Below are 25,436 nucleotides of genomic sequence, written 5' to 3'. Positions count from 1 at the left end.
CGGTAGAAACTCAGTTGTTGTACAGATCGATGATCGCACTGACCGCCTGGGTCTTGACCTTGGAGGCATCGTTGCGTGCCTGCTCGATCTTGTCCAGGTAAGCCTCGTCGACGTCGCCGGTGACGTACTTGCCGTCGAACACCGCGCAATCGAAGTTTTCGATCTTGATCTTGCCGCCACCGACCGCTTCGATCAAGTCAGGCAAATCCTGATAGATCAGCCAGTCTGCGCCGATCAGATCCGCCACGTCCTGCGTCGAACGGTTGTGTGCGATCAGTTCGTGAGCGCTCGGCATGTCGATGCCGTAAACGTTCGGGAAGCGTACGGCCGGGGCCGCCGAGCAGAAGTAGACGTTTTTCGCGCCGGCTTCGCGGGCCATCTGAATGATCTGCTTGCAGGTGGTGCCGCGCACGATCGAGTCGTCGACCAGCATCACGTTCTTGCCGCGGAATTCCAGTTCGATAGCGTTGAGCTTCTGGCGAACCGATTTCTTGCGCGCCGCCTGGCCCGGCATGATGAAGGTCCGGCCGATGTAACGGTTCTTGACGAAACCTTCGCGGAATTTCACGCCCAGATGGTTCGCCAGCTCCAGCGCGGCGGTGCGGCTGGTGTCCGGAATCGGGATGACCACGTCGATGTCGTGCTCTGGACGCTCGCGCAGGATCTTCTCGGCGAGTTTCTCACCCATGCGCAGACGCGCCTTGTACACCGACACGCCGTCGATGATCGAATCCGGACGCGCCAGGTAAACGTGTTCGAAGATGCACGGGGTCAGGGACGGGTTGGTCGCGCACTGACGGGTGTGCAGCTTGCCGTCTTCAGTGATGTAGACCGCTTCGCCCGGGGCCAGGTCGCGGATCAGGGTGAAACCGAGTACGTCCAGCGAAACGCTTTCGGAAGCGATCATGTACTCGACGCCTTCGTCGGTGTGACGCTGGCCGAACACGATCGGACGAATGCCGTGCGGGTCACGGAAACCGACGATGCCGTAACCGGTGATCATTGCCACCACGGCGTAACCGCCGACGCAACGGTTGTGCACGTCGGTCACGGCGGCAAACACGTCTTCTTCGGTCGGCTGCAGCTTGCCGCGCTGGGCCAGCTCGTGGGCGAACACGTTGAGCAGCACTTCCGAGTCGGAACTGGTGTTGACGTGACGCAGGTCGGATTCGTAGATTTCCTTGGCCAACTGTTCAACATTGGTCAGGTTGCCGTTGTGCGCCAGGGTGATGCCGTAAGGCGAGTTGACGTAAAACGGCTGCGCTTCGGCCGAGGTCGAGCTGCCGGCGGTCGGATAACGCACGTGGCCGATACCCATGTGGCCGACCAGGCGCTGCATGTGACGCTGCTGAAACACGTCACGCACCAGACCATTGTCCTTGCGCAAGAACAACCGGCCATCATGGCTGGTCACGATACCGGCAGCGTCCTGGCCGCGGTGCTGGAGCACGGTTAGCGCGTCATACAGCGCCTGATTGACGTTCGACTTACCGACGATACCGACGATGCCACACATGCGACGCAACCCCTACTTAATGGATCTGAACTGAACAACACTCACTGTGGCGTTTTGGCCGACGGCAAGAGCTGCTCCTTGAACGGAATATCAGCGGGTACGCTGATTCCGCTGGCAAGCCACTGACTGCTCCACCCGAGAATCAGGTTTTTGGACCAGTCGGCGACCAATAGAAACTTTGGCACGAGCTGTGATTCTTTCCACCACCCGTCCTGCTGTACCGGCCCCAGGCTCAACAGCCCGACTGCCACGACCACCAGCAACACGCCACGCGCCGCGCCGAAGGCCATGCCCAGGAATCGGTCGGTGCCGGACAACCCGGTCACGCGCACCAACTCGCCGATAAGATAATTGATCATTGCGCCCACGATCAGTGTGGCGACAAACATGATGGCACAGCCCGCGATCACGCGAGCCGATGGGGTTTCGATGTATCCGGCGAGGTACTCGGACAGTGAGCCACCGAACATCCAGGCAACCGCTCCTGCGATGATCCAGGTCACCAGCGATAATGCTTCCTTGACGAAGCCGCGGCTCAAACTGATCAAAGCGGAGATGGCGATGATTGCAACGATCGCCCAGTCAACCAGGGTAAATGGCACAGTGCAGCCTACAGACGGATAAGGCGGCGCATTTTAGCAGAGCGCACCGCTGTCGGTAAGCTGCGATTTTCAGTGCATTTCAATCGAATCGATAGATCCTAGCCGCGCTCGGGCTGAAAGCGCACGACAAAACCCTTGAGGTTCTGCTGACGGCTCAACACATCCCGCAGACGATCAGCCTCGGCACGTTCGATCAGCGGCCCGACGAACACCCGATTCTTGCCATCGGCAGAACGGATGTAAGCGTTGTAGCCTTGGCTGCGCAGGGTTTTCTGCAGCGATTCCGCGCCCTCACGGCTCGACAGGCTGGCCAGTTGCACCGACCAGCTGACCGACAGACCGTTGGCATCGACCCGGCTTTGCGTGGTATCAGGCTTGGCCGCAGCCGCAGCAATCGGCTGAGCCGGCGCCGCAGCAGGTTTGGCAACGGGCGCAGGCGCAACCGGTTTGGCTGCCGGAGCCGGAGCCGGGGTCGGCGCGGGTGCCGGTGCTGCGTCAATCGGCATCGACGGCGCCGATTGCTCGGCCACTTCGTCGTCGCTCGGTACCGGCTCCTGCGGCAGTGCTTGCGGCTCAGGCACGGCCACCGGCTCGAGCTGCACTTGCGGCACAGCCGGCGCTTGCGGTGCGGATGGCGCCTCGACCGTCACTTGACGTTGCTCGTCCTGACGGGAAAACAGCATCGGCAGGAAAATCACCGCCAGTGCCACCAGCACCAGGGCACCAACCATGCGCTGCTTGTACGCTTTATCCAGCAAAGCCATTTGCCGCTTCCTCCGTGGAGCGCCGGGCCAGCCATTCAAGGGCCTCGGCGACACAATAAAATGATCCGAACAACAGAATCTCGTCGTCACTGGTGGCCACTGCGCACTGCCCTTCCAGCGCCGCCGCAACACTGTCATAGGACGTGACGGATGCGCCAAGGTTCTGTAACCCGGCGTGCAATTCGCTGACCGGGCGCGAACGCGGCGAATCCAGCGGCGCGACCGCCCAATGCTGGACACTAGCATTCAATTCACCGACAACACCATCCAGATCCTTGTCGGCCAGCAAGCCGAACACCGCCAGACGTTTGCCCGCCAGTGGCCGACTGGCCAGACGCCGCGCCAGATATTCCGCCGCGTGCGGGTTGTGTCCCACATCCAGCAGCAGGTTCAAGCGTTTGCCATTGAAGTCAAAGGAGCGACGATCCAGACGCCCGACCACGCGAGTCGCCTGCAAGGCTGCAACGATCTGCGAGGCATCCCACGGCAGACCGAGCAACAGATACGCCTGCAAGGCCAGCGCGGCGTTTTCCATCGGCAGATCGAGCAACGGCAGATCATGCAGTTCGACCTGCAGGCCTTGCGCATCGGTACCGCGCCATTGCCAATGCTGCTCAGTGACTCCCAGGTCGAAATCACGCCCACGCAGGAAAAACGGACACGCCAATTCGCGCGCCTTGTCGAGCAACGGCTGCGGAGGATTCAGATCACCACACAAGGCAGGTTTGCCCTGACGGAAAATCCCGGCCTTCTCGAATGCCACGGATTCACGGGTATTGCCCAGGTATTCGGCATGATCAACGCCAATGCTGGTGACCAGCGCGACATCGGCATCCACCACATTGACCGTATCCAGACGCCCGCCCAGACCGACTTCCAGCACCACAGCGTCAAGTTTTGCCTGTTGAAACAGCCAGAACGCCGCCAGGGTACCCATTTCGAAGTAAGTCAGGGACGTGTCGCCTCGCCCGGCCTCGACTGCAGCGAAGGCCTCGCACAGCTGTGCGTCAGTGGCTTCGACGCCATTGAGCTGCACCCGCTCGTTGTAACGCAGCAGGTGCGGAGAATTGTAGACACCTACGCTCAGGCCCTGCGCCCGTAGCAATGAAGCCATGAAAGCGCAGGTTGAACCCTTGCCGTTGGTGCCGGTGACCGTGATCACCCGAGGCGCCGGCTGGCCCAGTCCCATGCGGGACGCTACCTGTTGCGAACGCTCCAGCCCCATGTCGATGGCCGATGGATGCAACTGTTCAAGGTAGGCGAGCCACTCGCCAAGGGTACGCTCGGTCATACGTTGGCAGGCACCGGTGGAACGACGATTGGCTCGACAGGAGCGGCGACGTAGGTCGGTGTCGGCTGACCGGTCAGCTGCGCCAGCAGATTGCCCAGACGTGGACGCAGTTCACGACGATCGATGATCAGGTCGATTGCGCCATGCTCCAGCAGAAACTCGCTGCGCTGGAAGCCTTCCGGCAGTTTTTCCCGCACGGTCTGCTCGATCACGCGCGGACCGGCGAAGCCGATCAGGGCTTTTGGCTCACCGACGATCACGTCGCCAAGCATCGCCAGACTGGCAGAAACACCGCCGTAGACCGGATCGGTCAGCACCGAGATGAACGGAATGCCTTCTTCACGCAGGCGCGCCAGTACGGCCGATGTCTTGGCCATTTGCATCAGCGAGATCAGCGCTTCCTGCATGCGCGCACCACCGGAGGCGGCGAAGCAGATCATCGGGCAACGGTTTTCCAGGGCGTAGTTGGCGGCGCGCACGAAGCGCTCACCGACGATGGCACCCATGGAACCGCCCATGAAGTTGAATTCGAACGCCGACACCACCACCGGCATGCCCAGCAAGATGCCGCTGACGGAGATCAGCGCGTCCTTTTCGCCGGTCTGCTTCTGTGCGGCGACCAGACGGTCCTTGTACTTCTTGCCGTCACGGAACTTCAGACGGTCAACCGGCTCCAGATCGGCACCCAGCTCGTTGCGACCTTCGGCATCCAGGAAGATGTCGATACGCGCCCGTGCGCCGATGCGCATGTGGTGGTTGCACTTGGGGCAAACATCCAGGGTCTTTTCCAGCTCAGGACGATACAGCACAGCCTCGCAGGACGGGCATTTGTGCCACAGACCTTCAGGCACCGAGCTCTTCTTGACCTCCGACCGCATGATCGAAGGGATCAGTTTGTCTACCAACCAGTTGCTCATGCTTTCTTTCTCCAGTACCGGCGGCCCGAACGCTCTGGTTCGCAGCCCCGCGTATGCCCTTCAGCTAAATTCATGTGTGTGGCGATGGTTCGTGGAACGCCGCGGTCAGCGCGAAACATGACCTGCGTGCACCTCCAGAAACCCTCAGCCTCGCCTGCTTTGTGCAAGTGCATTGATGGACGGCGGCAGACTGCCAGCCGTCACATCGAAGTAGACGCTCCCTGCGAGCTGCTGCGTACGGCATTGATGAACGCGCGGATCTTCGCAGGATCCTTGATGCCCTTGCTCGCCTCTACCCCGCCGCTGACATCGACGGCGTACGGTTTGACCCGGGCCACGGCGTCGGCGACGTTTTCCGGGGTCAGGCCACCCGCCAGGATCAGCGGCTTGCTCAACTGCTGCGGAATCAATGACCAGTCGAACGCCTCACCGGTTCCGCCAGGCACGCCTTCGACGTAGGTGTCGAGCAGCACGCCATTGGCACTCGGATAGGCATCGACGGCAGCCGCGATGTCGTCGCCGGCCTTGACCCGCAATGCCTTGATGTACGGACGATGCCAGCCTTCGCACTCTTCAGCGGTCTCGTCGCCATGGAACTGCAACAGATCCAGCGGCACGGCATCGAGGATTTCCCCCAATTCACAGCGGCTGGCGTTGACGAACAAGCCCACCGTCGTCACGAAGGGCGGCAAAGCCTGAATGATCGCCCTTGCCTGCTGCACGCTCACTGCGCGCGGACTTTTTGCATAAAACACGAAACCGATGGCATCGGCCCCGGCCTCGACCGCTGCCAACGCATCCTCTATGCGGGTAATCCCGCAAATCTTGCTGCGAACGGCTGACATGTCGATAAAAACCTCAAGGTAAAAACCGGGAAAGTCCCGGATGGTAACAAAAGCGTCGGGAGGCGTCAGCCGTCAAGGTCCGAGAAACCCGTAAGGAAATGTGGCCCGATGAAACGCTCGGGCAACGGGAACTCGTCGTGATACTCAACCTGCACCAGATACAACCCATACGGATGCGCTGTCACGCCACCGGAGCGCCGCTCTCGGCTCTCCAACACTTCCTTCATCCACTCCACCGGGCGCTCGCCGGCACCGATGGTCATCAGCACACCGGCAATGTTGCGCACCATGTGGTGCAGGAACGCATTGGCACGGATATCGAGCACGATCATCTTGCCGTGCCGGGTCACGCGCAGGTGATGCATCTTCTTGATCGGCGACTTGGCCTGGCACTGACCGGCACGGAACGCACTGAAGTCGTGGGTGCCGATCAGATATTGCGCAGCTTGCGCCATGCGCTCGACGTCGAGCGGGCGATGGTTCCAGGTGATCTCTTCATTGAGATGCGCCGGACGAATCTGATCGTTGTAGATCACATAGCGGTAACGTCGGGCGATGGCTTTGAACCGCGCATGAAAATGCGCCGGCATCACCCGCGCCCAACTGACACTGATGTCGTGGGGCAGATTGATATTGGCGCCCATCACCCAGGCTTTCAGCGAACGATCGACCGGCGTGTCGAAATGCACCACCTGCCCGCACGCATGCACCCCGGCATCGGTGCGACCGGCGCACTGCAGCGAAATCGGCGAATTGGCGACTTTCGACAAGGCTTTTTCAAGCTCTTCCTGCACCGTGGCCACACCGGTCAACTGACGCTGCCAGCCGCTGTAGCGCGAGCCTTTGTACTCGACGCCCAGTGCCACGCGGTAAAAGCCTTCGGGTGCCATTTCGGCGGCCGGATTATCTATGTTTGCCAAGGTGGGACAGCCTGCTGATGTACAAAGGCGGGCATTATAAGGCTGTGGGTCGGGGATGCCAGTCAGTTCTGTGTTGACCGATCCGGCCCCATCGCTGGCAAGCCAGCTCCCACAGTTTCTGCAGCGCATGCAATACCGGTGGGAGCTGGCTTGCCAGCGATGGCGATTGCACAGCCGCCACTAAATTCTGCCCAAACAAAAACGGCAGCCTTGATCGGGCTGCCGTTTTTGATTTACCGCTGACTCAAGCCAGGTGCGAAAGCATTTCCTTGGCCTCGCCCCGCTGCTTCTCATCCCCCTCGGTCAACACCTCGTTGAGGATGTCGCGCGCGCCGTCATTGTCGCCCATGTCGATGTAGGCCTGGGCCAGATCGAGCTTGGTGGCGGCTTCGTCGGTGCCGGCGAGGAAGTCGAAGTCATCTTCGCCCAGATCACCACCCATGGCTGCGTCGGCTTCGGTGAAGGTCGGCTCGGTGATGCTCTGCGACAGACGATCCAGCTCGGCGTTGACGTCATCCAACTCTGCCGCGAAGGCATCCGGTTCGGCCGGGTTGGTGTCCATCTCGTCGGCCAGCGACAGATCGAAATCGGCGGGCAGCTCCAGATCGTCCTGTGGCACTTCGTTGGCGACCACAGGCTCGGCCGGCGACAGGTCTTTCACGCCTTCGTCCAGATCCAGCAGGAAGTCATCGTCCGCCAGGTCAGCCATCGAGGCTGGCGCAGGCTCGGCACCGAGGTCCAGATCGAGGTCGAAGTCCGACAGGTCGTCGAGGTTCTCTTTGATCTCGGTCTGCTGTTGCAGCACCGACTCAAAGCTCAGATCGTCGTCAGCCGGAAACTCGTCCAGCTCCACTGGTGCTTCAGGTGCGACAACAGGCGCAGGCTCAACCGGGGTAATGTTATCGAGATCGTCCAGACTCAGGTCGAACGCGCTGTCCAGATCGTCTGCCGCCGGCTCAGGTGCAGGCGCCTCGGGCTCGTCAAGCAGCAGCTCCTTGACGTATTGCGCATCGAGTTCAGCGGCGGCGGCCGCTGCAGCCAGACCAGCGACCGCGACTACAGCCATGGCCGGGAAGCGCTTTTTCAGTTCTTCGACCTTGGCGAAGTTGTCGCCATTGGCCACCAGTTGACGCTCCTGACCGACGAACGCATCGCGGTCACCCTGCTGACCATAGACTTCCATCAGTTTCAGGCGCAGATCACTGCGTTGCGGCTCAAGGCTGACGCCCTCTTCCAGCAGCGCGGCGGCCTGATTCAGGCGACCGGCATTGATGTGCGACTGAGCTTTGTCCAGCACGTCATCGGAACGCTCGGCGGCCGGCGCGACCAATGGCGCAGCAATCGGCTCGGCCATCACCACCGGAGCCACTACCGCAGCAGGCGCTGGTGCGGGTGCCGGGGTGTTGAGCTTGACGCTGGCGGCAGGTGTTTCCAGACCTTCGAAACTGCTTTCCGGCAGATCCTGCTCGGCAGAGAACTCCTGCTCTTCAGCCAAAGCGCGGGCCATGCGCAGGTGTTTCTCGGCTTCCTGCTGGGCTTTGCGGCGACGGGCCAGCAGCAACAGCAGAAGCAGCAACACCACCGCACCGCCGCCGATCAGACCCAGCAGGATCGGATTGGTCAGCAGTTCATTGAAGGTTTTGTCTTCATCGACCACCGGTTTTGGCGCAACCACTGGCGTCTCGGCAGGCGTGTCGACCGGTGGCGCAATCGCCGATTCCGGGGTGGGTGCAGCTTCTGCCGGGGTCGCCGGCGGAGTGGCGGCCAGCTCAGCAGTGATCGCCGGCACAGCGGCGTTGGCAGCTGGCGCGGCACCGGTACCGTCGGCCTGCATTTTCGCCAGCTGATTATTCTTCAGCTCGATCAGGCGCTGCAGCTTGTCCAGCTGACTTTGCAGATCAGCCATGCGGCTTTTCAGTTCCTCGTTGTCACGACGGGTCGTGTCGAGGCTTTCCTGAGTCACCGCCAACTGGTTGCTCAAGGCCTTGGCATCGCCGGCCGGGCCTTTACCCCGGGCCTTGGCACTTTCGGCGGAGACCAGGCTCAAGTTGTCTTTGGCATTCTGGCCGGTGCCGGCATTGCTGCGACCACGCTTGGTTGCGTCGAGCTGCTGCTGGCCGGTACCCGGCTTGGCCACATAGCGACGACCCTGACGCCAGGCTTCGTTCTGCGCGGCAACTTCGGCAATCGCTTTCGATTGTGGCAGCGCGGTGCTTTCCACCGAGTCCGGCAGACGCAACACTTGACCGGTTTTCAGCCGGTTGATGTTGCCGTCGATGAACGCATCCGGATTCAGCGCCTGAATCGCCAGCATGGTTTGCTGCACGGAGCCGCCAGTGCGCGCCTTCGCGGCGATCTCCCACAGGGTATCGCGCGGCGTGGTGGTGTACTGATTCGGGTGCGTGGCGCCGGTGGTCGGTGCGGTGATGGTCTGCGACGGCGCCGGTTGCGCGGCGGCGTCAGCGGTCTGTGGCGAGAATTTCGACGGATCCAGCAGCACACTGTAATCGCGCAGCAGACGGCCATTCGGCCACATCACCTGCACGAGGAATTTCACCATCGGTTCCGACAGCGGCTTGCTCGACGTCACGCGCAGCACACTTTTGCCGCTGGCGTTGAGCACCGGGGTGAACGTCAGGTCGTTGAGGAAGGCCTGGCGATCAACACCGGCCTTGGCGAAATCTTCGGGTGAAGCCAGGCTCGGCACCACTTCGGCAGCGGTGAGATCCTTGACGTCGAGTAACTCGATCTCGGCCACCAGCGGCTGGTTCAGGGTCGACTTCAGGGTCAGCTCCCCGAGCCCGAGGGCATGCGCCATACCGGAGGACAGCGCCGAGGCGGCCGCTATTGCTAACACCAGTTTGCGAACTTGAACCATAGCCTCATCCTTTGTTTGAACGTTCCTCGGCCAGCGAGAAGATGTTGATTGCCGCTGCCGTAAGGCATTGCGCGCGACGACGACACATGCCGCGCGCGATCATTTCTTTGATGCCCCGGAAAGTCCCGGAGGGTGACACGTTATCAAGTGCTCCGGGCAAGCATAGCGCTCACCTAGAATCAGTCGACAAATTGTTGCCAAGTATCTTTTACAGCAGGTCTTTTATCAACAATTCAGCAACCTGCACAGCGTTGAGGGCCGCGCCTTTGCGTACGTTATCTGACGTCAGCCACAGATTAAGTTCCGCCGGGTCGTCGACACCGGCGCGCACACGGCCAACATAGACAACGTCCTGCCCCACCGCGTCACCCACCGCCGTCGGGTAATCGCCCGCTTCAACCAGCTCGATGCCGGGTGCGTCTTCAAGTGCGGCGTTGACCTTTTCCAGGTCGACCGCGCTCGCTGACTGCAAGGTCACGCTATAGCTATCGCCAAAAAACACCGGGGCTTGAACGCAAGTAGCGGAAATCTTTAATAAAGGCTGCGCCAACACCTGACGCAGCTCGCGCACCAGGCGTTTTTCCAGCAGCGTGTGGCCTTGAGCGTCCGGCGTACCGACCTGGGCCAGCAGGTTGAAGGCCATCTGCCGATCGAAGAAGGTCGGCTCCAGCGGACGCATATTCAGCAACTCGGCGGTCTGCCGCGCCAGCTCGGTCACGGCTTCGCGACCTTGCGCGGAGACGGCGAGATTGGCGGTGACGTTGACGTATTGCAGGTCGAGCAAGTCGAGCAGCGGCGCCAGCACCACAGCCAGCGTCGTCGCCGACGGGCTTGGGCTGCTGACCTGGAACGGCGCGGTCAGACCGGCGATGACCTCGGCGTTGGCTTCCGGCACCACTTGCGGCGCCTGCTCGGCCGGCAATGCGCCGGACAGGTCGATCAGCGAGCAACCGGCCGCGTGGGCACGCGCCGCGTAGCTCAGGGAAACGGCAGCGCCCGCGGCGAAAAACACCAGTTTGACCTTGCTGAAATCGAACTCGTCGACTTCGCGCACGCGCACGTTTTTGTTGCGAAACAGCACCGAGCTGCCAGCGGATTCGCTGCTGGCCAGCAGGTGCAGGTTACCGACCGGAAAGTCGCGTTCTTCGAGAATCTGTACGAGGGTTTCGCCGACAGTACCGGTGGCGCCGACGACGGCAATATCTAGGGTCTGGGTCATGGTTCTACCTCTGGCGAAACGGGGGGAGCGGCACTTTACCGGGTGACTGCCATGCAGGCAATTTCTGCCGGGGATTTGTGCCGCCTGACCGGCCTCATCGCTGGCAAGCCAGCTCCCACAGTGGTCAGTGTGGGACACAGATATTTGTACACACCTGAAACCTGTGGGAGCTGGCTTGCCAGCGATGAGGCCAGAGCTGATACCCGAAAATCCAAGGCATAAAAAAACCCGCACCTCTCACAAGGCACGGGTTCTTTCATTGCATCAAGCGATCAACGTTCCAGCAGGATCCGCAGCATGCGACGCAGCGGTTCGGCCGCGCCCCACAGCAGTTGGTCGCCGACGGTGAAGGCACCGACGAATTGCGAACCCATGTTCAGCTTGCGCAGACGACCCACCGGGACGTTCAGGGTGCCGGTGACCTTGGTCGGGCTGAGCTCCTGCATGCTGATGTCGCGGTTGTTCGGCACCAGTTTGACCCAAGGGTTGTGCTGGCTGATCAGCCCTTCGATATCAGCGATCGGCACGTCTTTGTTCAGCTTGATGGTCAGTGCCTGGCTGTGGCAACGCATGGCGCCGATGCGCACGCAGATACCGTCGACCGGGATCGGGCTCTTGAAGCGACCAAGGATCTTGTTGGTCTCGGCCTGGGCCTTCCACTCTTCACGGCTCTGGCCGTTCGGCAGTTCCTTGTCGATCCACGGGATCAGGCTGCCGGCCAGCGGTACGCCGAAGTTCTCGGTCGGGTACGCGTCGCTGCGCATGGCTTCGGCCACGCGACGGTCGATGTCGAGGATCGCGCTGGCCGGATCGGCCAGTTGATCGGCCACCGCAGCGTGGGTCGCGCCCATCTGCTTGATCAGTTCACGCATGTTCTGTGCGCCGGCGCCGGAGGCCGCCTGATAGGTCATGGCGCTCATCCACTCGACCAGACCGGCTTCGAACAGACCGCCCAGGCCCATCAGCATCAGGCTGACGGTGCAGTTGCCGCCGATGTAGTTTTTGGTACCCGCGTCCAGTTGCTGGTCGATGACCTTGCGGTTGACCGGATCGAGAATGATGACCGCGTCATCGTTCATGCGCAGGCTGGACGCCGCGTCGATCCAGTAACCCTGCCAGCCGGCTTCGCGCAGCTTCGGGAACACTTCGCTGGTGTAGTCGCCGCCCTGGCAGGTCAGGATCACGTCGAGGGTTTTCAGCTCTTCAATGCTGTAAGCGTCCTTGAGCGGAGCAATGTCCTTGCCCACGGACGGGCCTTGGCCACCGACATTGGAAGTGGTGAAAAACACCGGCTCGATAAGATCGAAATCCTGCTCTTCCAGCATCCGCTGCATGAGCACGGAACCGACCATGCCGCGCCAACCGATCAGACCTACACGTTTCATCGCAACTACACCTTCTTGAAAAGTGGGCCGCTGCTTTGTATTGAATTTCGCAGCGGGCCCGAGAGATTACAGATTCCGCAGCGCGGCGACTACTGCGTCACCCATTTCCTGCGTTCCGACTTTAGTGCAACCGGCCGAATAGATGTCGCCGGTACGCAAGCCTTGATCCAGCACCACGCTGACGGCTTTCTCGATGGCATCGGCCGCGTCGTGCAGATTGAAGCTGTAACGCAGCATCATCGACACCGACAGAATGGTCGCCAGCGGGTTGGCAATGCCTTTACCGGCGATGTCCGGCGCCGAACCGTGGCACGGCTCGTACATGCCCTTGTTGTTCGAATCCAGCGAAGCCGACGGCAGCATGCCGATCGATCCGGTGAGCATCGAGGCTTCGTCGGACAGGATGTCGCCGAACATGTTGTCGGTGACGATCACGTCGAACTGCTTCGGCGCGCGCACCAGCTGCATGGCGGCGTTGTCGACGTACATGTGGCTCAGTTCGACTTCAGGGTAATCCTTGGCGACCTGCTCGACCACTTCACGCCACAGTTGGCTGGACGCCAGCACGTTGGCCTTGTCCACCGAGCACAGCTTTTTGCCGCGAACCATGGCCATGTCGAAACCGACGCGGGCGATTCGGCGGATTTCGCTTTCGCTGTACGGCAGGGTGTCGTAGGACTGACGCTCGCCGTTGTCCAGGGTGCGGGTGCCGCGTGGCGCGCCGAAGTAGATGCCGCCGGTCAGCTCACGGACGATCAGGATGTCCAGACCGGCCACGATTTCCGGCTTCAGGCTCGAAGCGTCGGCCAGTTGCGGGTAGAGGATCGCCGGACGCAGGTTGCCGAACAGGCCCAGTTGCGCACGAATCTTCAGCAGGCCGCGCTCAGGGCGGATGTCGCGCTCGATGGCGTCCCATTTCGGGCCGCCCACGGCGCCCAGCAGGACGGCGTCGGCAGCACGGGCGCGGTCGAGCGTTTCGTCGGCCAGCGGCACGCCGTGCTTGTCGATGGCGGCACCACCGATCACGTCATGGCTCAGCTCGAAGCCCAGGCTGTACTTGTCGTTGGCCAGCTCCAGCACCTTGACCGCTTCGGCCATGATTTCCGGACCAATACCGTCACCTGGGAGAATCAGAATCTGCTTGCTCATGCTTTCCTCATGTCATCAGTCGGTGCGCCACTCAGGGCGCGCCCGGAAAAATTCTTATCGCTCAGCCATCAATACGATTACATCTGTACTGAACGAGCCGTTGGCATCAATCTCAAAATATTCGCGCACTTCGTTGCCCATGGACTGCTGCAACTGGCGAATCGCCGCGCGCATCACCTCGGGCGTGCGCATGCGCTCGACCCAGCTGTTGTACTCCAGACGCAGACGCTGACGCGTGGTGCTGCGGGTATGCAGCCCGGCCTCGCTGACCTGACGCAACCACTCGCCGGCAGAATAATCGCGCACATGGCTGGTGTCGCGCAGCACTTCAACGCTCTGCAGATAGGTGTCGAACAGCGGGCTGCCCGGTGACAACACGTCAACGAACGCCGCCACACCACCCGGTTTCAGCACCCGACGCACTTCGCGCAGGGCTACGCCGAGGTCGCTCCAATGGTGCGCCGAATAACGGCTGAACACGAAATCGAATTCGCCATCGGCAAACGGCAGACGCTCGGCGGCGCCGTTGACCGTGGAGATGTTGGCAAAACCGCGATCAACCGCTGCGGCGGCGACCACATCGAGCATTTGCTGCGACAGGTCGTAGGCCACCACTTCCTTGACCAGTGGTGCCACATGAAAACTCACATGACCGGCGCCGCACCCCAGGTCCAGCACCCGGGCCGCGCCCTGCCCGGCCAGTTCAGCCTGTAGCAGCGCGAATTCGGTGCCTTGAGCGTGAACGGCGCTGCTCAGGTAGGCGGCGGCCTGTTCACCGAATTGCTTTTGTACGACCTGGCTGTGCTGGGCGGTGCTGGTCATAGGGACTTCCTTTTGATCTTGGGATGCCTGTTCCAGCCTCATCGCTGGCAAGCCAGTTCCCACATTGATTTGCAGCGTTCACAAAACCTGTGGGAGCTGGCTTGCCAGCGATGGGGCCAGCCCTGACTAAATCAATCTCACGCGTCGCGAAACAACCACGGCTGGCTCACACGATGCTTGGCCTCGAACGCGGCAATCGCATCGCCGTCCTGCAAGGTCAGGCCGATATCATCCAGACCATTGAGCAGGCAATGCTTGCGGAACGCGTCGATCTCGAAGTGGTACACCTTGCCGTTCGGGCTGGTCACGGTCTGCTCGTGCAGATCGATCTGCAATTGATAGCCCGGCGCGGCCTCGACCTGCTTGAACAGCTCATCAACTTCAGCGTCGCTCAGAATGATCGGCAGCAAGCCGTTCTTGAAGCTGTTGTTAAAGAAGATGTCGGCGTAGCTCGGCGCGATGATGCTGCGGAAACCGTATTCTTCCAGCGCCCACGGGGCGTGTTCACGGCTGGAGCCGCAACCGAAGTTCTCACGGGCCAGCAACACGCTGGCGCCTTGATAGCGCTCGGCGTTGAGCACGAAGTCCTTGTTCAACGGGCGCTTGGAGTTGTCCTGATACGGCTGGCCGACATCCAGGTAACGCCACTCGTCGAACAGGTTCGGGCCGAAACCGGTGCGCTTGATCGATTTCAAGAACTGCTTGGGAATGATCTGGTCGGTGTCGACGTTGGCACGATCCAGAGGCGCGACAAGACCAGTGTGCTGGGTAAAAGCTTTCATGCTGCGCTCTCCTTCAGATCAATTCACGAACGTCGATGAAACGACCGTTCACCGCCGCCGCAGCGGCCATGGCCGGGCTCACGAGGTGGGTACGACCACCGGCACCCTGACGGCCTTCGAAGTTACGGTTGGAGGTCGAAGCGCAATGCTCGCCGGACTCCAAACGGTCCGGGTTCATCGCCAGGCACATCGAGCAACCCGGCTCACGCCACTCAAAACCGGCTTCGAGGAAGATCTTGTCGAGACCTTCGGCCTCCGCCTGCGCCTTCACCAGACCCGAGCCCGGCACCACGATGGCCTGCTTGATCGTCGAAGCGACTTTGCGGCCCTTGGCAATCACGGCTGCAGCGCGCAAGTCTTCGATGCGCGAGTTGGTGCAGGAGCCAATGAACACGCGATCCAGCTGAATGTCGGTGATCGCCTGATTGGCGCTCAAACCCATGTATTTCAGGGCGCGGACGATCGAGTCACGCTTGACCAGATCCATCTCTTTGGCTGGATCCGGCACGTTCTGATCAACGGCCAGCACCATTTCAGGCGAAGTGCCCCAGCTGACTTGCGGCTTGATCTGCGCAGCGTCGAGTTCAACCACGGTGTCGAACTTGGCATCGGCGTCGGAGACCAGGTCTTTCCAGGCTTCAACCGCCTGATCCCACTGCGCGCCTTTCGGCGCAAACGGACGGCCCTTGACGTACTCGACGGTCTTTTCATCCGCTGCCACCAGACCCACGCGGGCGCCGGCTTCGATGGACATGTTGCAGATGGTCATGCGGCCTTCGACGGACAGATCACGAATCGCGCTGCCGGCGAATTCGATGGCATGGCCGTTACCGCCGGCGGTGCCGATCTTGCCGATCACCGCGAGGACGATGTCTTTGGCGGTCACGCCGAACGGCAACTGGCCCTCGACGCGCACCAGCATGTTTTTCATCTTCTTGGCGACCAGGCACTGGGTGGCGAGCACGTGCTCGACCTCGGAAGTGCCGATCCCGTGCGCCAAGGCACCGAAGGCGCCGTGGGTCGAGGTGTGCGAGTCGCCGCAGACCACGGTCATGCCCGGCAAGGTTGCGCCCTGCTCCGGGCTGATCACGTGGACGATGCCCTGACGGATGTCGTTCATCTTGAACTCGACGATGCCGTACTCATCACAGTTGTCATCGAGGGTCTGAACCTGCAAACGCGAGACCTGGTCGGCAATGGCCGTGATGCCGCCCTTGCGTTCTGGCGTGGTCGGTACGTTGTGGTCCGGGGTCGCGATGTTGGCATCGATGCGCCACGGCTTGCGCCCGGCCAGACGCAGGCCTTCGAAGGCTTGCGGCGAGGTCACTTCGTGGATGATGTGACGATCGATATAGATCAGCGCCGAGCCATCGTCGCGCTGCTTGACCAAATGCGAATCCCAGAGCTTGTCGTAGAGCGTTTTGCCGGCCATCAGACGGTTCCTCATCAGCTTGTTTCTATGCCCTGGGCTTATCAATAACCCTTTGGCTTGTGAGGCCGATCCTATGGGGTTACATTAAATAACTCAAATTCATATTTTTTATGCTTTGGATAACCAACTGGAATACGAACCATGGATCTGGCCAACCTCAATGCGTTTATCGCCATCGCCGAGACTGGCAGCTTCTCCGGCGCCGGGGAACGCCTGCACCTGACCCAACCGGCGATCAGCAAACGCATCGCCGGGCTGGAGCAACAATTGAACGTGCGCCTGTTCGACCGCCTGGGTCGTGAAGTCGGCCTGACCGAAGCCGGCCGCGCTCTGCTGCCCCGGGCCTACCAGATTCTCAACGTGCTGGACGACACGCGTCGCGCCCTGACCAACCTGACCGGTGAAGTCAGCGGTCGCCTGACCCTGGCCACCAGTCACCACATCGGCCTGCACCGTTTGCCGCCACTCTTGAGGGAGTTCACCCGCCGTTACCCACAAGTGGCGCTGGATATTCAGTTCCTCGATTCGGAAGTGGCCTACGAGGAAATTCTCCACGGCCGCGCCGAGCTGGCGGTAATCACTCTGGCCCCGGAGCCGCACACGCTGGTCAAAGCCACGCCGGTGTGGGACGACCCGCTGGATTTCGTGGTAGCGCCGGAGCATTCGCTGATCAGCAATGGCGCCGTGAGCCTGGCGGACGTTGCCGGTCATCCGGCAGTTTTTCCCGGCGGCAACACCTTTACTCATCACATTGTCCAACGCTTGTTCGAAGCCCAAGGGCTGACGCCGAACATCGCCATGAGCACCAACTACCTGGAAACCATCAAGATGATGGTGTCCATTGGACTGGCCTGGAGTGTTCTGCCCCGTACCATGCTTGACGAACAGGTGGCGCGCATACCTTTGCCGGGCATACAGCTCAGTCGCCAGCTAGGCTATATCGTGCACACCGAACGGACGCTGTCGAATGCGGCAAGGGCTTTCATGGCCTTGCTGGATGCGCAAATCGATCTGCCAGGGACTCCAGGCTAACTTGTGCTACTCCTATAGAGCCGCTGTCCCTGTGCCTAACGCCACCATCAGCTCAAGGCCCGTTAACAATGCCGAAATCTGTTGACCGAATTCCGCCGATGCCGCGTATTCAGGCCATTGATCCGCGACGTTCCGAGCAGAGCTGGGAGAGTGCGCCGCAACTGCTCGCCGCACTCAACGGCGCCCGGCTCGGCGCCTGGTATTGGGACATCGAGCGTGGTCAGATCAGTTGGTCACGGGGCACTCAGGCGCTGTTCGGTTTCGATCCACGGCAACCGCTGCCCCAAGACCTCGAATACCTCGACCTGCTGCCACCCGAAGACCGGGCGAAAACCGTGCGCGCCTTCCACGCGGTGATTGCCGGCGCGCCGCTGGAACAGGCGATGCACCACCGCATCCGCTGGCCCGACGGCAGCCTGCACTGGCTGGAAATCAGCGGCAGCCTGCTGCCGGACAAAAACGGCCGTCCCCGAATGATCGGGGTGATTCGCGAAATCACCCACCAGCGTCAACGCGAACAGGCCCTCAGCAGCTCGGAGAAACGTTTCGCCACACTCTTTCATCTGTGCCCGAACATGGTGCTGCTGACGCGCCAGGAAGACGGCCTGATCAGCGAGGCCAACCAGTACTTCGAAAGCCTGTTCGGTTGGCCGGTGCAGAGCGCCATTGGCCGCACCACTCTGGAGCTGGGCCTGTGGGTGCACCCCGAGCAACGTGCCGAACTGGTGAAAAAGACCAAGGCCAAAGGCGAACTGGTCAGCATGGAAGTGCAGTTTCGCGCCAGCAACGGGCAGATCCATGACGGCATTCTCAGCGCGCAAAAGGTCGAACTCGAAGGCCAGCCATATCTGCTCAGCACATTCCTCGATACCACCGAGCGCAAAGCCGCCGAACACGCCTTGAAAGACAGCCAGGAACGTCTCGATCTGGCGCTGGACTCGGCGCAGCTCGGCACCTGGGACTGGCACATCCCCAGCGGCATGCTCTACGGCTCGGCGCGGGCCGCGCAATTGCACGGGCTGGAACCGATCCCGTTTCACGAGTCATTCGAAGAGTTTTTCGAAGGCGTGCCCGGCGAAGAGCGCGACAGCATGCGCGACGCCTACCGCAGCCTGCGCGAGGGCCCGGCCGGCAACTATCAGCTGACTTATCGCGTGCAACTGCCCGACGGCAGCTCACGTTATCTGGAAAGCCGCGCCCGCCTCTATCGCGACGAAAACGGCGCGCCGCTGCGCATGGCCGGAACCTTGCTGGACATCACCGATCAGGTCGAGCGCGAGCAACGTCTGGTGGCCTCGGAAGAAAAATTCGCGACATTGTTTCAGGTCAGTCCGGACCCGATCTGCGTCACCCGTCAGGACAGCGGCGAGTTCATCGAAATCAACAACAGCTTCACCCAGACTTTCGGCTGGAGCGCCGCCGACGTCATCGGACGCACCGCCGAAGACATCGGCCTGTGGGACGCCTCGGCAAAGAGCCTGCAACGCATCGAACGCGTCATCCGCGAACAGGGCCTGAGCAATGTCGCGATCATCGTCCAGCACAAGGACGGCCAGTCGCTGACGTGTGTGATTTCCAGTCGGCAGATCAGCGTTGGCAATCAGCCGTGCATCGTCACCACCCTGCGCGACATCACTCAACAGCAACGCTCCGAGGCCGCACTCAAGGCCAGCGAAGAGAAATTCGCCAAGGCGTTCCACTCCAGCCCCGACGCGATCACCATCACCGAGCGCGACACCGGGCGCTATCTGGAGGTCAACGACGGCTTCTGCCGCCTGACCGGCTATCGCGCCGACGAGGTGGTGGGCAAGACCGTGTATCAGATCGGCATCTGGGCCGAAGAGAAACAACGCTCGGCGCTGCTCGCCGAACTGCAGATCAAGGGCCGCGTGCATCATCAGGAAATGCTCGGACGCAACAAGCGCGGTGAGTTGCTGACGGTGGAGGTGTCGATCGAACCGATCACCCTCAACGAAACCGCGTGTCTGCTGCTGACCGCGCGCGACGTCAGCCTGCTGAAAAATGCCGAGGCGCAGATCCGTCACCTGGCCTATCACGACCCGCTGACCAACCTGCCCAACCGCGCCTTGCTGATGGATCGCCTGAGCCAGCAGATCGCCCTGCTCAAGCGCCACAACCTGCGCGGTGCGCTGCTGTTCCTCGACCTTGACCACTTCAAGCACATCAACGACTCGCTGGGCCATCCGGTCGGCGATACGGTGCTGAAAATCATCACCGCACGGCTCGAAGCCAGCGTGCGCATGGAGGACACGGTGGCGCGTCTCGGCGGCGATGAGTTCGTGGTACTGCTCAGCGGTCTCGAAGGCACGCGCAACGAGGTCAGCGCGCAAGTGCGCGAGCTGGCCGACACCATTCGCGAGCTGCTGTCGGAGCCGATGTTCCTCGACGGCCAGCGCCTGCAAGTGACACCGAGTATCGGCGTGGCGCTGATTCCCGACCACGGCTCGACCCCGACCGACCTGCTCAAGCGCGCCGACATTGCCCTGTACCGGGCCAAGGACTCCGGGCGCAACACCACGCAGATGTACCACAACACCATGCAGAAAGCGGCCAGCGAACGGCTGCGCATGGAGACTGACTTGCGTCTGGCGCTGTCCCGTGGCGAGTTCAACGTGCATTACCAGCCGCAGGTCGACGCGCAGGACAACCGCATCATCGGCGCCGAAGCGCTGGTGCGCTGGAACCACCCGGAACTGGGTGCGCAATCGCCCACCGAATTCATCAAGGTACTGGAAGACAGCGGTCTGATTCTGGAAGTCGGCACCTGGATTCTCGATGAAGCCTGCGAGGCGTTCAAACAATTGATCGCGCTGAAACTGGTCGACCCGCTCAACTTCAGCCTGTGCGTGAACATCAGCCCACGGCAGTTCCGCCAGAACGACTTCGTCGAACGTATCGAACACAGCATGAGCAGCCACGGCCTGCCCTGCTCGCTGCTGAAACTGGAGATCACCGAAGGCATCGTCATCCAGAACCTGGAAGACACCATCAGCAAAATGCGTCGCCTGAAAAAACTCGGTGTGAGCTTCGCCATGGACGATTTCGGCACCGGCTATTCATCGCTGACTTACCTCAAACGCCTGCCGGTCGATACTCTGAAAATCGACCAGTCGTTCATCCGCGACGCAACCACCGACCCCAACGACGCCGAGATCATCCGCGCCATCGTCGCCATGGCCCGCAGCCTGGAACTGGAGGTGATTGCCGAAGGCGTGGAGACGCCGGAGCAACTGGCGTTCCTGCAAGGGCTCGGCTGCCATTTGTATCAGGGCTACCTGCACAGTCGGCCGGTGGCACTGGAAGCGTTGAAAAAGATGCTCGAATGACGGGCACAAAAAAAGGGCGCCAGTGGCGCCCTTTTTTATTGCTCGGTCTTATTGCAGAACCGGCTTTTGCGCTCCGTTGATCGGGATGCGCTTGGCTTTCGCTTCTTCCGGGATCACCCGCAACAGGTCGATGCTCAGCAGACCGTTGCTCAGATCGGCGGCCTTGATCTCGATGTGATCAGCCAGGCGGAAGGACAGCTTGAAAGCCCGCTGGGCAATGCCTTGATGCAGGAAGGTCACGCCTTCGTTGACATCACGCTTGCCGCCACTGATGGTCAGCACACCCTTCTCGACTTGCAGCTCCAGGTCTTCTTCCTGGAAACCGGCGGCCGCCACGACGATGCGGTATTGATCGTCACCGTGTTTTTCCACGTTGTAGGGTGGGTAGGTGCTGCCTGGCTCGTTGCGCAGAGCGGTTTCGAACAGGTCGTTGAAACGGTCGAAACCCACCGAAGAACGGAACAGTGGTGCCAGGGAAAATGCAGTACTCATGGTTCAAATCTCCTGAAAACAATCAGCAAGTTTTTGTGTCTCCGCGACCCGAATTCGGCATCGCGTAACCCTTAGATAGGGACCGCCAAAATGATTTCAAGAGAGTATTTGAAGATTTTTTTCAGGCCGCTTCGGCGACCGGCAAACCCAGTAAACGCGAGACCTGGTCCGGTTCTGTCTCGCGACGCAGCACAGTAAACAGCTCGGTCGCCTCGGGATAATTGCGCGTCAGCATCGCCAGCCACTGCTTCAAGCGACCCGGCGATTGGCGTGCGGTCATCTGCGCCTTGGCTTGCAGCCAGAAGTCCTGAATCAGCGGCAGCAGCTCGGCCCAGCTCATCTCGACCACGTCTTCACCAGCGCGCGCGGCGGCGATCTGCCTGGCAAGATCCGGGCGCGATACCAGACCGCGTCCGAGCATGATGTCTTCGACGCCGCTGATCTCGCGGCAGCGGCGCCAGTCCTCGACGCTCCAGATATCACCGTTGGCGAACACCGGCACCTTGACCACGTCCTGCACCCGCGGAATCCACTCCCAATGCGCCGGCGGCTTGTAGCCATCGACCTTGGTACGGGCATGCACCACGATGTGTTCGGCGCCGCCCTCGGCCAGCGCGGTGGCGCAGACCAGCGAGCCATCCGGGCTGTCGAAACCCAGGCGCATCTTCGCGGTGACGGGGATGTGCGCCGGCACGGCGCGACGCACGTGCTCGACAATGCTGTTGAGCAGTTCCGGCTCCTTGAGCAGCACCGCCCCGCCCCGCGATTTGTTGACGGTCTTGGCCGGACAGCCGAAGTTCAGGTCGATCACTTGCGAGCCGAGTTCGCAGGCCAGCGCCGCGTTTTCCGCCAGGCACACCGGATCGGAACCCAACAATTGCACGCGCAGCGGCACGCCGGAACGGGTGCGGGCGCCGTTGAGCAGCTCCGGGCCGAACTTGTGGAAATAAGCCGGGGTGAGCAGCTGATCGTTGACCCGAATGAATTCGGTCACGCACCAGTCGATGCCGCCAACGCGGGTCAGCACGTCGCGCAGGATGTCGTCGACCAACCCCTCCATGGGCGCCAGGGCAATTTGCATGGGGAACACACTACTCAGGAAGAAAAAACGTGCGGCAGTTTACTGGATTAAGCCGGTTAAACCCACGACCACCTGTAGGAGCTGCCGCAGGCTGCGATCTTTTGACTTTGATTTTTAAGGATCACAATCAAAAGATCGCAGCCTTCGGCAGCGCCTACAGGGATCGGGTCAGGCCAGGGACAGGATCGCCGGGCCGTAACCCTCGATGAACTCCGCCGGCATGCGCTTGGGCTTGCCGGTGGACAGTTCGATGCAGACGAAAGTGGTCTGGGCGCGCAACAGGGTGGCGTTGTCGCTGGGGCGGATCAGCTGGAAGTGCCGGGTCATTTTCAGGCGCTGATCCCAATCGACGATCCAGGTTGCCAGTTGCAGTTCGTCGCCTTCGTAGGCCGCCGCCAGGTAATCGATTTCGTGCCGCACCACGGCCATCGCCCGATCCAGGCGCCGGTACTCGACCAGATCCAGCCCCAGACGCTGCGAGTGACGCCAGGCGCAGCGTTCGAGCCAGGTCACGTACACCGCGTTGTTGGCGTGGCCCAACCCGTCGATGTCCTCGGCGCCTACTTGCAGATCAATGGTGAACGGCGTTGCCCGATCCCAGCCCATGCCCCACTCCCGGTCAGATTATTCAACCGGGGCAGTGTAACGGATGTCAGGCCGATTGCCGCGCTTGAAGGCTGCGCCCCGCCAACAGTGATAACACGCCATCAACCACCCGAGGGTCGGCCAGTACGCGCTGGTGACCGCCGCTTTCCAGGCGCAACAGGCGACTGTCGAACCAGGACTCGTGGATCAATTGCGATTCCTTGACCGGGACGAAATTGTCATCCTCGGCATGCACGATCAGGCCCGGCATATCCAGTTGATAGTGCGCGACATCTAGGGTGGCGGCGCGCATGCCGACATCCTGCTCGACCTGACGGATGAAGGCGGATCGTGCCCGCGGCGGCATGCCGACGTAACGGGCGAAACCACGCAGCACTCCCAGGATCCGTGCGGGCGCCGCGATGCTGACCAGGGTTTCGGTACGCAGCCCCAGTTGCACCGCGAGCATGGCACTGGCGCCGCCCATGGAGTGGCCGATGACGGCTTGCAGCGGTGGCAGTTCGGCGGCTGCTTCGAGCATGGCGCGGGCGAACAGTACGACGTTGGCTTCACGCCCCGGCGAACGACCATGAGCCGGACCATCAAGGGCAACGACGGTGTAACCGGCCTCGACCAGCGCTGTGATCAACGCCGCAAACTGCGTGGGTCGCCCTTCCCAGCCGTGCATCAGCAGCACCGCCGGGCCTTGGCCCCAGCGCAGCGCCGACAGGCCAAAGCGCAAAGTGATGCGTTCGGAGCTCGCCAGCAGCGGCAGCTCCCAATCGCGCAGCGGCAACGTGCGCGGCGTCATGAACGCTACGCGCATTTTGCTCGCTACCCGCTTTGGTGCAATCCAGCCCAAGGTGCCATTAACGCCACGAACCCACTTCAACGTGTTCATCGCTCTCTCCTCAGGCGTATTGCCTTCAGGTCAACGCACCGCCGACTTGGCAGCGCGCAGCAATCGATCGGATAAATCGCCCGGGCCCAGCGCGCGTGCCAGCGCCAGACCACCCACCATCAACGCCACATCGGCCAATGCTTTGTCGGTGTCCTCGGGGCTGGACGCCAACTGCGCAATCATCAGTTCCAGGTGTTCGTTCAGTGCGATGCGGAAGGATTCCGGCAGACGCCCCAGTTCGCCAATCGAAGCCGGTATCGGGCACGCAGCATCGCTGGAATCCCGATGCTTGCGCGACAGATAGAACGCAGCAACCAGGGCGCGCCGCTCTTCGCCGGTCAGCTCGGAGTCCATGTCGGCAATAAGGTCGCGTCGACGGCTGAGCAGTTGCTTGAACGCTTCGAGCATCATTGCGTCCTTGCTTTCGAAGTGCGCGTAGAAACCACCAACAGTCAGGCCGGCGGCGCCCATCACTTCGCCTACGCTGGGATCCGCCGGACCCCGCTGCATCAGCGCAGCGCTGGCAGCCTTGAGGATGCGTTCGCGGGTTTGAGCTTTTTTATCGTTCATCGTTGCCTCCGAATATTACGCCTAGAATATTATTCGCATAATAATATTCTGCAAGTCGAGGATATGACCGCTGGTCTGAAGCACAGTGTAAGGAAAATGGAGAGTTGGCCAAACGCCAGACAAACAAAAGGGCCATTCAATAATTGAATGACCCTTATAAATCCCGCAGAGCGGGTAATCGTGGCGTCCCCTAGGGGACTCGAACCCCTGTTACCGCCGTGAAAGGGCGGTGTCCTAGGCCACTAGACGAAGGGGACACAAACCCTTCTATACAGCTGATCAGTGCTGAGATCTGATCTGATTCAAGGCCGGTGTGGCCAGACCTTGAACTGTAAAATTGGTGGAGCTAAGCGGGATCGAACCGCTGACCTCCTGCATGCCATGCAGGCGCTCTCCCAGCTGAGCTATAGCCCCGGATTTTTCGCCTCGCGGCGGAGCGACATCTTGCAACATCGCTTCTGTAAAACTGGCGTCCCCTAGGGGACTCGAACCCCTGTTACCGCCGTGAAAGGGCGGTGTCCTAGGCCACTAGACGAAGGGGACGCAAACCCTTCCATACAACTGATCAACGCTGAGTGTTGATCGCTTCGAAGCCGGTGTGGCCAGGCTTCGAAGTGTAAATTGGTGGAGCTAGACGGGATCGAACCGTCGACCTCTTGCATGCCATGCAAGCGCTCTCCCAGCTGAGCTATAGCCCCTCATCGTTGATGTCATCGCTGAGGACGGGGCGAATCTTAAGGGCGTATCGAAAGCCTGTCAAACTTATTTTTGAAAAAATTCAAAGTTTTTTGTCGGCATAACAATCACTTACCGCCCTCCCCCCGAAAATCCGGGAGGTTTACGCACGCCGCCGACCTGTAGGAGCTGGCGCAGCCTGCGATCTTTTGCCGTTGGTCTTTAGAAGCA

21 protein-coding genes and 4 tRNA genes are annotated in these 25,436 nt (G+C 61.1%); 2 read left to right on the top strand and 23 right to left on the bottom strand.

Features of this window, described 5'->3' with window-relative positions:
- Positions 1-10: 10 nt before the first annotated feature.
- The 14 genes from purF to leuC form a co-directional block, all read right to left on the bottom strand.
- A complete protein-coding gene (gene purF / locus L6D63_RS25970; RefSeq protein WP_003226416.1) occupies positions 11-1,516 on the bottom strand; it encodes an amidophosphoribosyltransferase in 1,506 nt (501 codons plus the stop codon).
- A gap of 41 nt (positions 1,517-1,557) precedes the next feature.
- Positions 1,558-2,118, bottom strand: a complete 561-nt coding sequence (locus L6D63_RS25965) for a CvpA family protein (protein WP_007961197.1) — start codon at positions 2,116-2,118, stop codon at positions 1,558-1,560.
- 98 nt (positions 2,119-2,216) lie between these two features.
- Positions 2,217-2,882 (bottom strand): SPOR domain-containing protein, encoded by a 666-nt coding sequence (locus L6D63_RS25960; protein ID WP_131671789.1) that lies wholly within the window; start codon positions 2,880-2,882, stop codon positions 2,217-2,219.
- Complete coding sequence (gene folC, locus L6D63_RS25955) at positions 2,866-4,173, bottom strand: bifunctional tetrahydrofolate synthase/dihydrofolate synthase (protein WP_047293227.1); 1,308 nt, start codon at positions 4,171-4,173, stop codon at positions 2,866-2,868. The genes L6D63_RS25960 and folC overlap by 17 nt, the downstream gene beginning before the upstream one ends.
- Positions 4,170-5,090, bottom strand: coding sequence for an acetyl-CoA carboxylase, carboxyltransferase subunit beta (gene accD, locus L6D63_RS25950; protein ID WP_131671790.1), 921 nt, complete (start codon positions 5,088-5,090; stop codon positions 4,170-4,172). The genes folC and accD overlap by 4 nt, the downstream gene beginning before the upstream one ends.
- Before the next feature lie 200 nt (positions 5,091-5,290).
- Positions 5,291-5,935, bottom strand: a complete 645-nt coding sequence (locus L6D63_RS25945) for a phosphoribosylanthranilate isomerase (protein WP_047293224.1) — start codon at positions 5,933-5,935, stop codon at positions 5,291-5,293.
- 65 nt (positions 5,936-6,000) lie between these two features.
- Positions 6,001-6,825: a tRNA pseudouridine(38-40) synthase TruA gene (gene truA, locus L6D63_RS25940; protein ID WP_041066053.1), complete on the bottom strand. Its 825-nt coding sequence runs from the start codon at positions 6,823-6,825 to the stop codon at positions 6,001-6,003.
- A 274-nt stretch (positions 6,826-7,099) separates the two neighbouring features.
- A complete protein-coding gene (locus L6D63_RS25935) occupies positions 7,100-9,733 on the bottom strand; it encodes a motility hub landmark protein FimV (RefSeq protein WP_131671791.1) in 2,634 nt (877 codons plus the stop codon).
- A gap of 208 nt (positions 9,734-9,941) precedes the next feature.
- Positions 9,942-10,952, bottom strand: a complete 1,011-nt coding sequence (locus tag L6D63_RS25930) for an aspartate-semialdehyde dehydrogenase (RefSeq protein ID WP_047293220.1) — start codon at positions 10,950-10,952, stop codon at positions 9,942-9,944.
- 272 nt (positions 10,953-11,224) lie between these two features.
- Positions 11,225-12,337: an aspartate-semialdehyde dehydrogenase gene (gene asd, locus L6D63_RS25925; RefSeq protein WP_003226428.1), complete on the bottom strand. Its 1,113-nt coding sequence runs from the start codon at positions 12,335-12,337 to the stop codon at positions 11,225-11,227.
- 66 nt (positions 12,338-12,403) lie between these two features.
- Positions 12,404-13,486: a 3-isopropylmalate dehydrogenase gene (gene leuB, locus L6D63_RS25920; protein ID WP_047293218.1), complete on the bottom strand. Its 1,083-nt coding sequence runs from the start codon at positions 13,484-13,486 to the stop codon at positions 12,404-12,406.
- A 54-nt stretch (positions 13,487-13,540) separates the two neighbouring features.
- Positions 13,541-14,308: a class I SAM-dependent methyltransferase gene (locus L6D63_RS25915; protein WP_182401797.1), complete on the bottom strand. Its 768-nt coding sequence runs from the start codon at positions 14,306-14,308 to the stop codon at positions 13,541-13,543.
- Positions 14,309-14,445: 137 nt separating this feature from the next.
- Positions 14,446-15,090 (bottom strand): 3-isopropylmalate dehydratase small subunit, encoded by a 645-nt coding sequence (gene leuD / locus L6D63_RS25910; protein WP_047293213.1) that lies wholly within the window; start codon positions 15,088-15,090, stop codon positions 14,446-14,448.
- Between the two features lie 13 nt (positions 15,091-15,103).
- Positions 15,104-16,522: a 3-isopropylmalate dehydratase large subunit gene (gene leuC, locus L6D63_RS25905; protein ID WP_095668812.1), complete on the bottom strand. Its 1,419-nt coding sequence runs from the start codon at positions 16,520-16,522 to the stop codon at positions 15,104-15,106.
- 141 nt (positions 16,523-16,663) lie between these two features.
- Between leuC and L6D63_RS25900 the strand changes: the two genes are divergently transcribed.
- The gene (locus L6D63_RS25900; protein ID WP_041066034.1) at positions 16,664-17,554 is read left to right on the top strand and encodes a LysR family transcriptional regulator; all 891 of its coding nucleotides are present in this window, start codon (positions 16,664-16,666) and stop codon (positions 17,552-17,554) included.
- A gap of 68 nt (positions 17,555-17,622) precedes the next feature.
- Complete coding sequence (locus tag L6D63_RS25895; protein WP_041066032.1) at positions 17,623-20,901, top strand: sensor domain-containing protein; 3,279 nt, start codon at positions 17,623-17,625, stop codon at positions 20,899-20,901.
- A 48-nt stretch (positions 20,902-20,949) separates the two neighbouring features.
- Here L6D63_RS25895 and L6D63_RS25890 read toward each other — a convergent pair whose 3' ends face one another.
- The 9 genes from L6D63_RS25890 to L6D63_RS25850 form a co-directional block, all read right to left on the bottom strand.
- On the bottom strand, positions 20,950-21,393 hold the full coding sequence (locus L6D63_RS25890; protein WP_047293206.1) for an Hsp20 family protein: 444 nt from the start codon (positions 21,391-21,393) through the stop codon (positions 20,950-20,952).
- 121 nt (positions 21,394-21,514) lie between these two features.
- Positions 21,515-22,474 carry a tRNA dihydrouridine synthase gene (locus tag L6D63_RS25885; protein WP_047293205.1) on the bottom strand — a complete coding sequence of 320 codons (960 nt, stop codon included), beginning with the start codon at positions 22,472-22,474 and terminating at the stop codon, positions 21,515-21,517.
- A gap of 168 nt (positions 22,475-22,642) precedes the next feature.
- Positions 22,643-23,080, bottom strand: a complete 438-nt coding sequence (locus tag L6D63_RS25880) for an acyl-CoA thioesterase (protein ID WP_095668811.1) — start codon at positions 23,078-23,080, stop codon at positions 22,643-22,645.
- Between the two features lie 46 nt (positions 23,081-23,126).
- Positions 23,127-23,960, bottom strand: coding sequence for an alpha/beta fold hydrolase (locus L6D63_RS25875; RefSeq protein ID WP_131671793.1), 834 nt, complete (start codon positions 23,958-23,960; stop codon positions 23,127-23,129).
- Positions 23,961-23,990: 30 nt separating this feature from the next.
- The gene (locus tag L6D63_RS25870) at positions 23,991-24,530 is read right to left on the bottom strand and encodes a TetR/AcrR family transcriptional regulator (RefSeq protein WP_007969225.1); all 540 of its coding nucleotides are present in this window, start codon (positions 24,528-24,530) and stop codon (positions 23,991-23,993) included.
- A gap of 181 nt (positions 24,531-24,711) precedes the next feature.
- A tRNA-Glu gene (locus tag L6D63_RS25865) sits at positions 24,712-24,787 on the bottom strand.
- Between the two features lie 81 nt (positions 24,788-24,868).
- Positions 24,869-24,944 (bottom strand) — tRNA-Ala (locus tag L6D63_RS25860).
- Positions 24,945-24,997: 53 nt separating this feature from the next.
- Positions 24,998-25,073 (bottom strand) — tRNA-Glu (locus L6D63_RS25855).
- A gap of 79 nt (positions 25,074-25,152) precedes the next feature.
- A tRNA-Ala gene (locus tag L6D63_RS25850) sits at positions 25,153-25,228 on the bottom strand.
- Positions 25,229-25,436 lie beyond the last annotated feature (208 nt).

The organism is Pseudomonas parakoreensis, assembly GCF_021602155.1.
GTDB lineage: Bacteria > Pseudomonadota > Gammaproteobacteria > Pseudomonadales > Pseudomonadaceae > Aquipseudomonas > Aquipseudomonas parakoreensis.
Note: the sequence above shows the minus strand (reverse complement) of the source record. Positions and strands in the feature narration are given on the sequence as shown.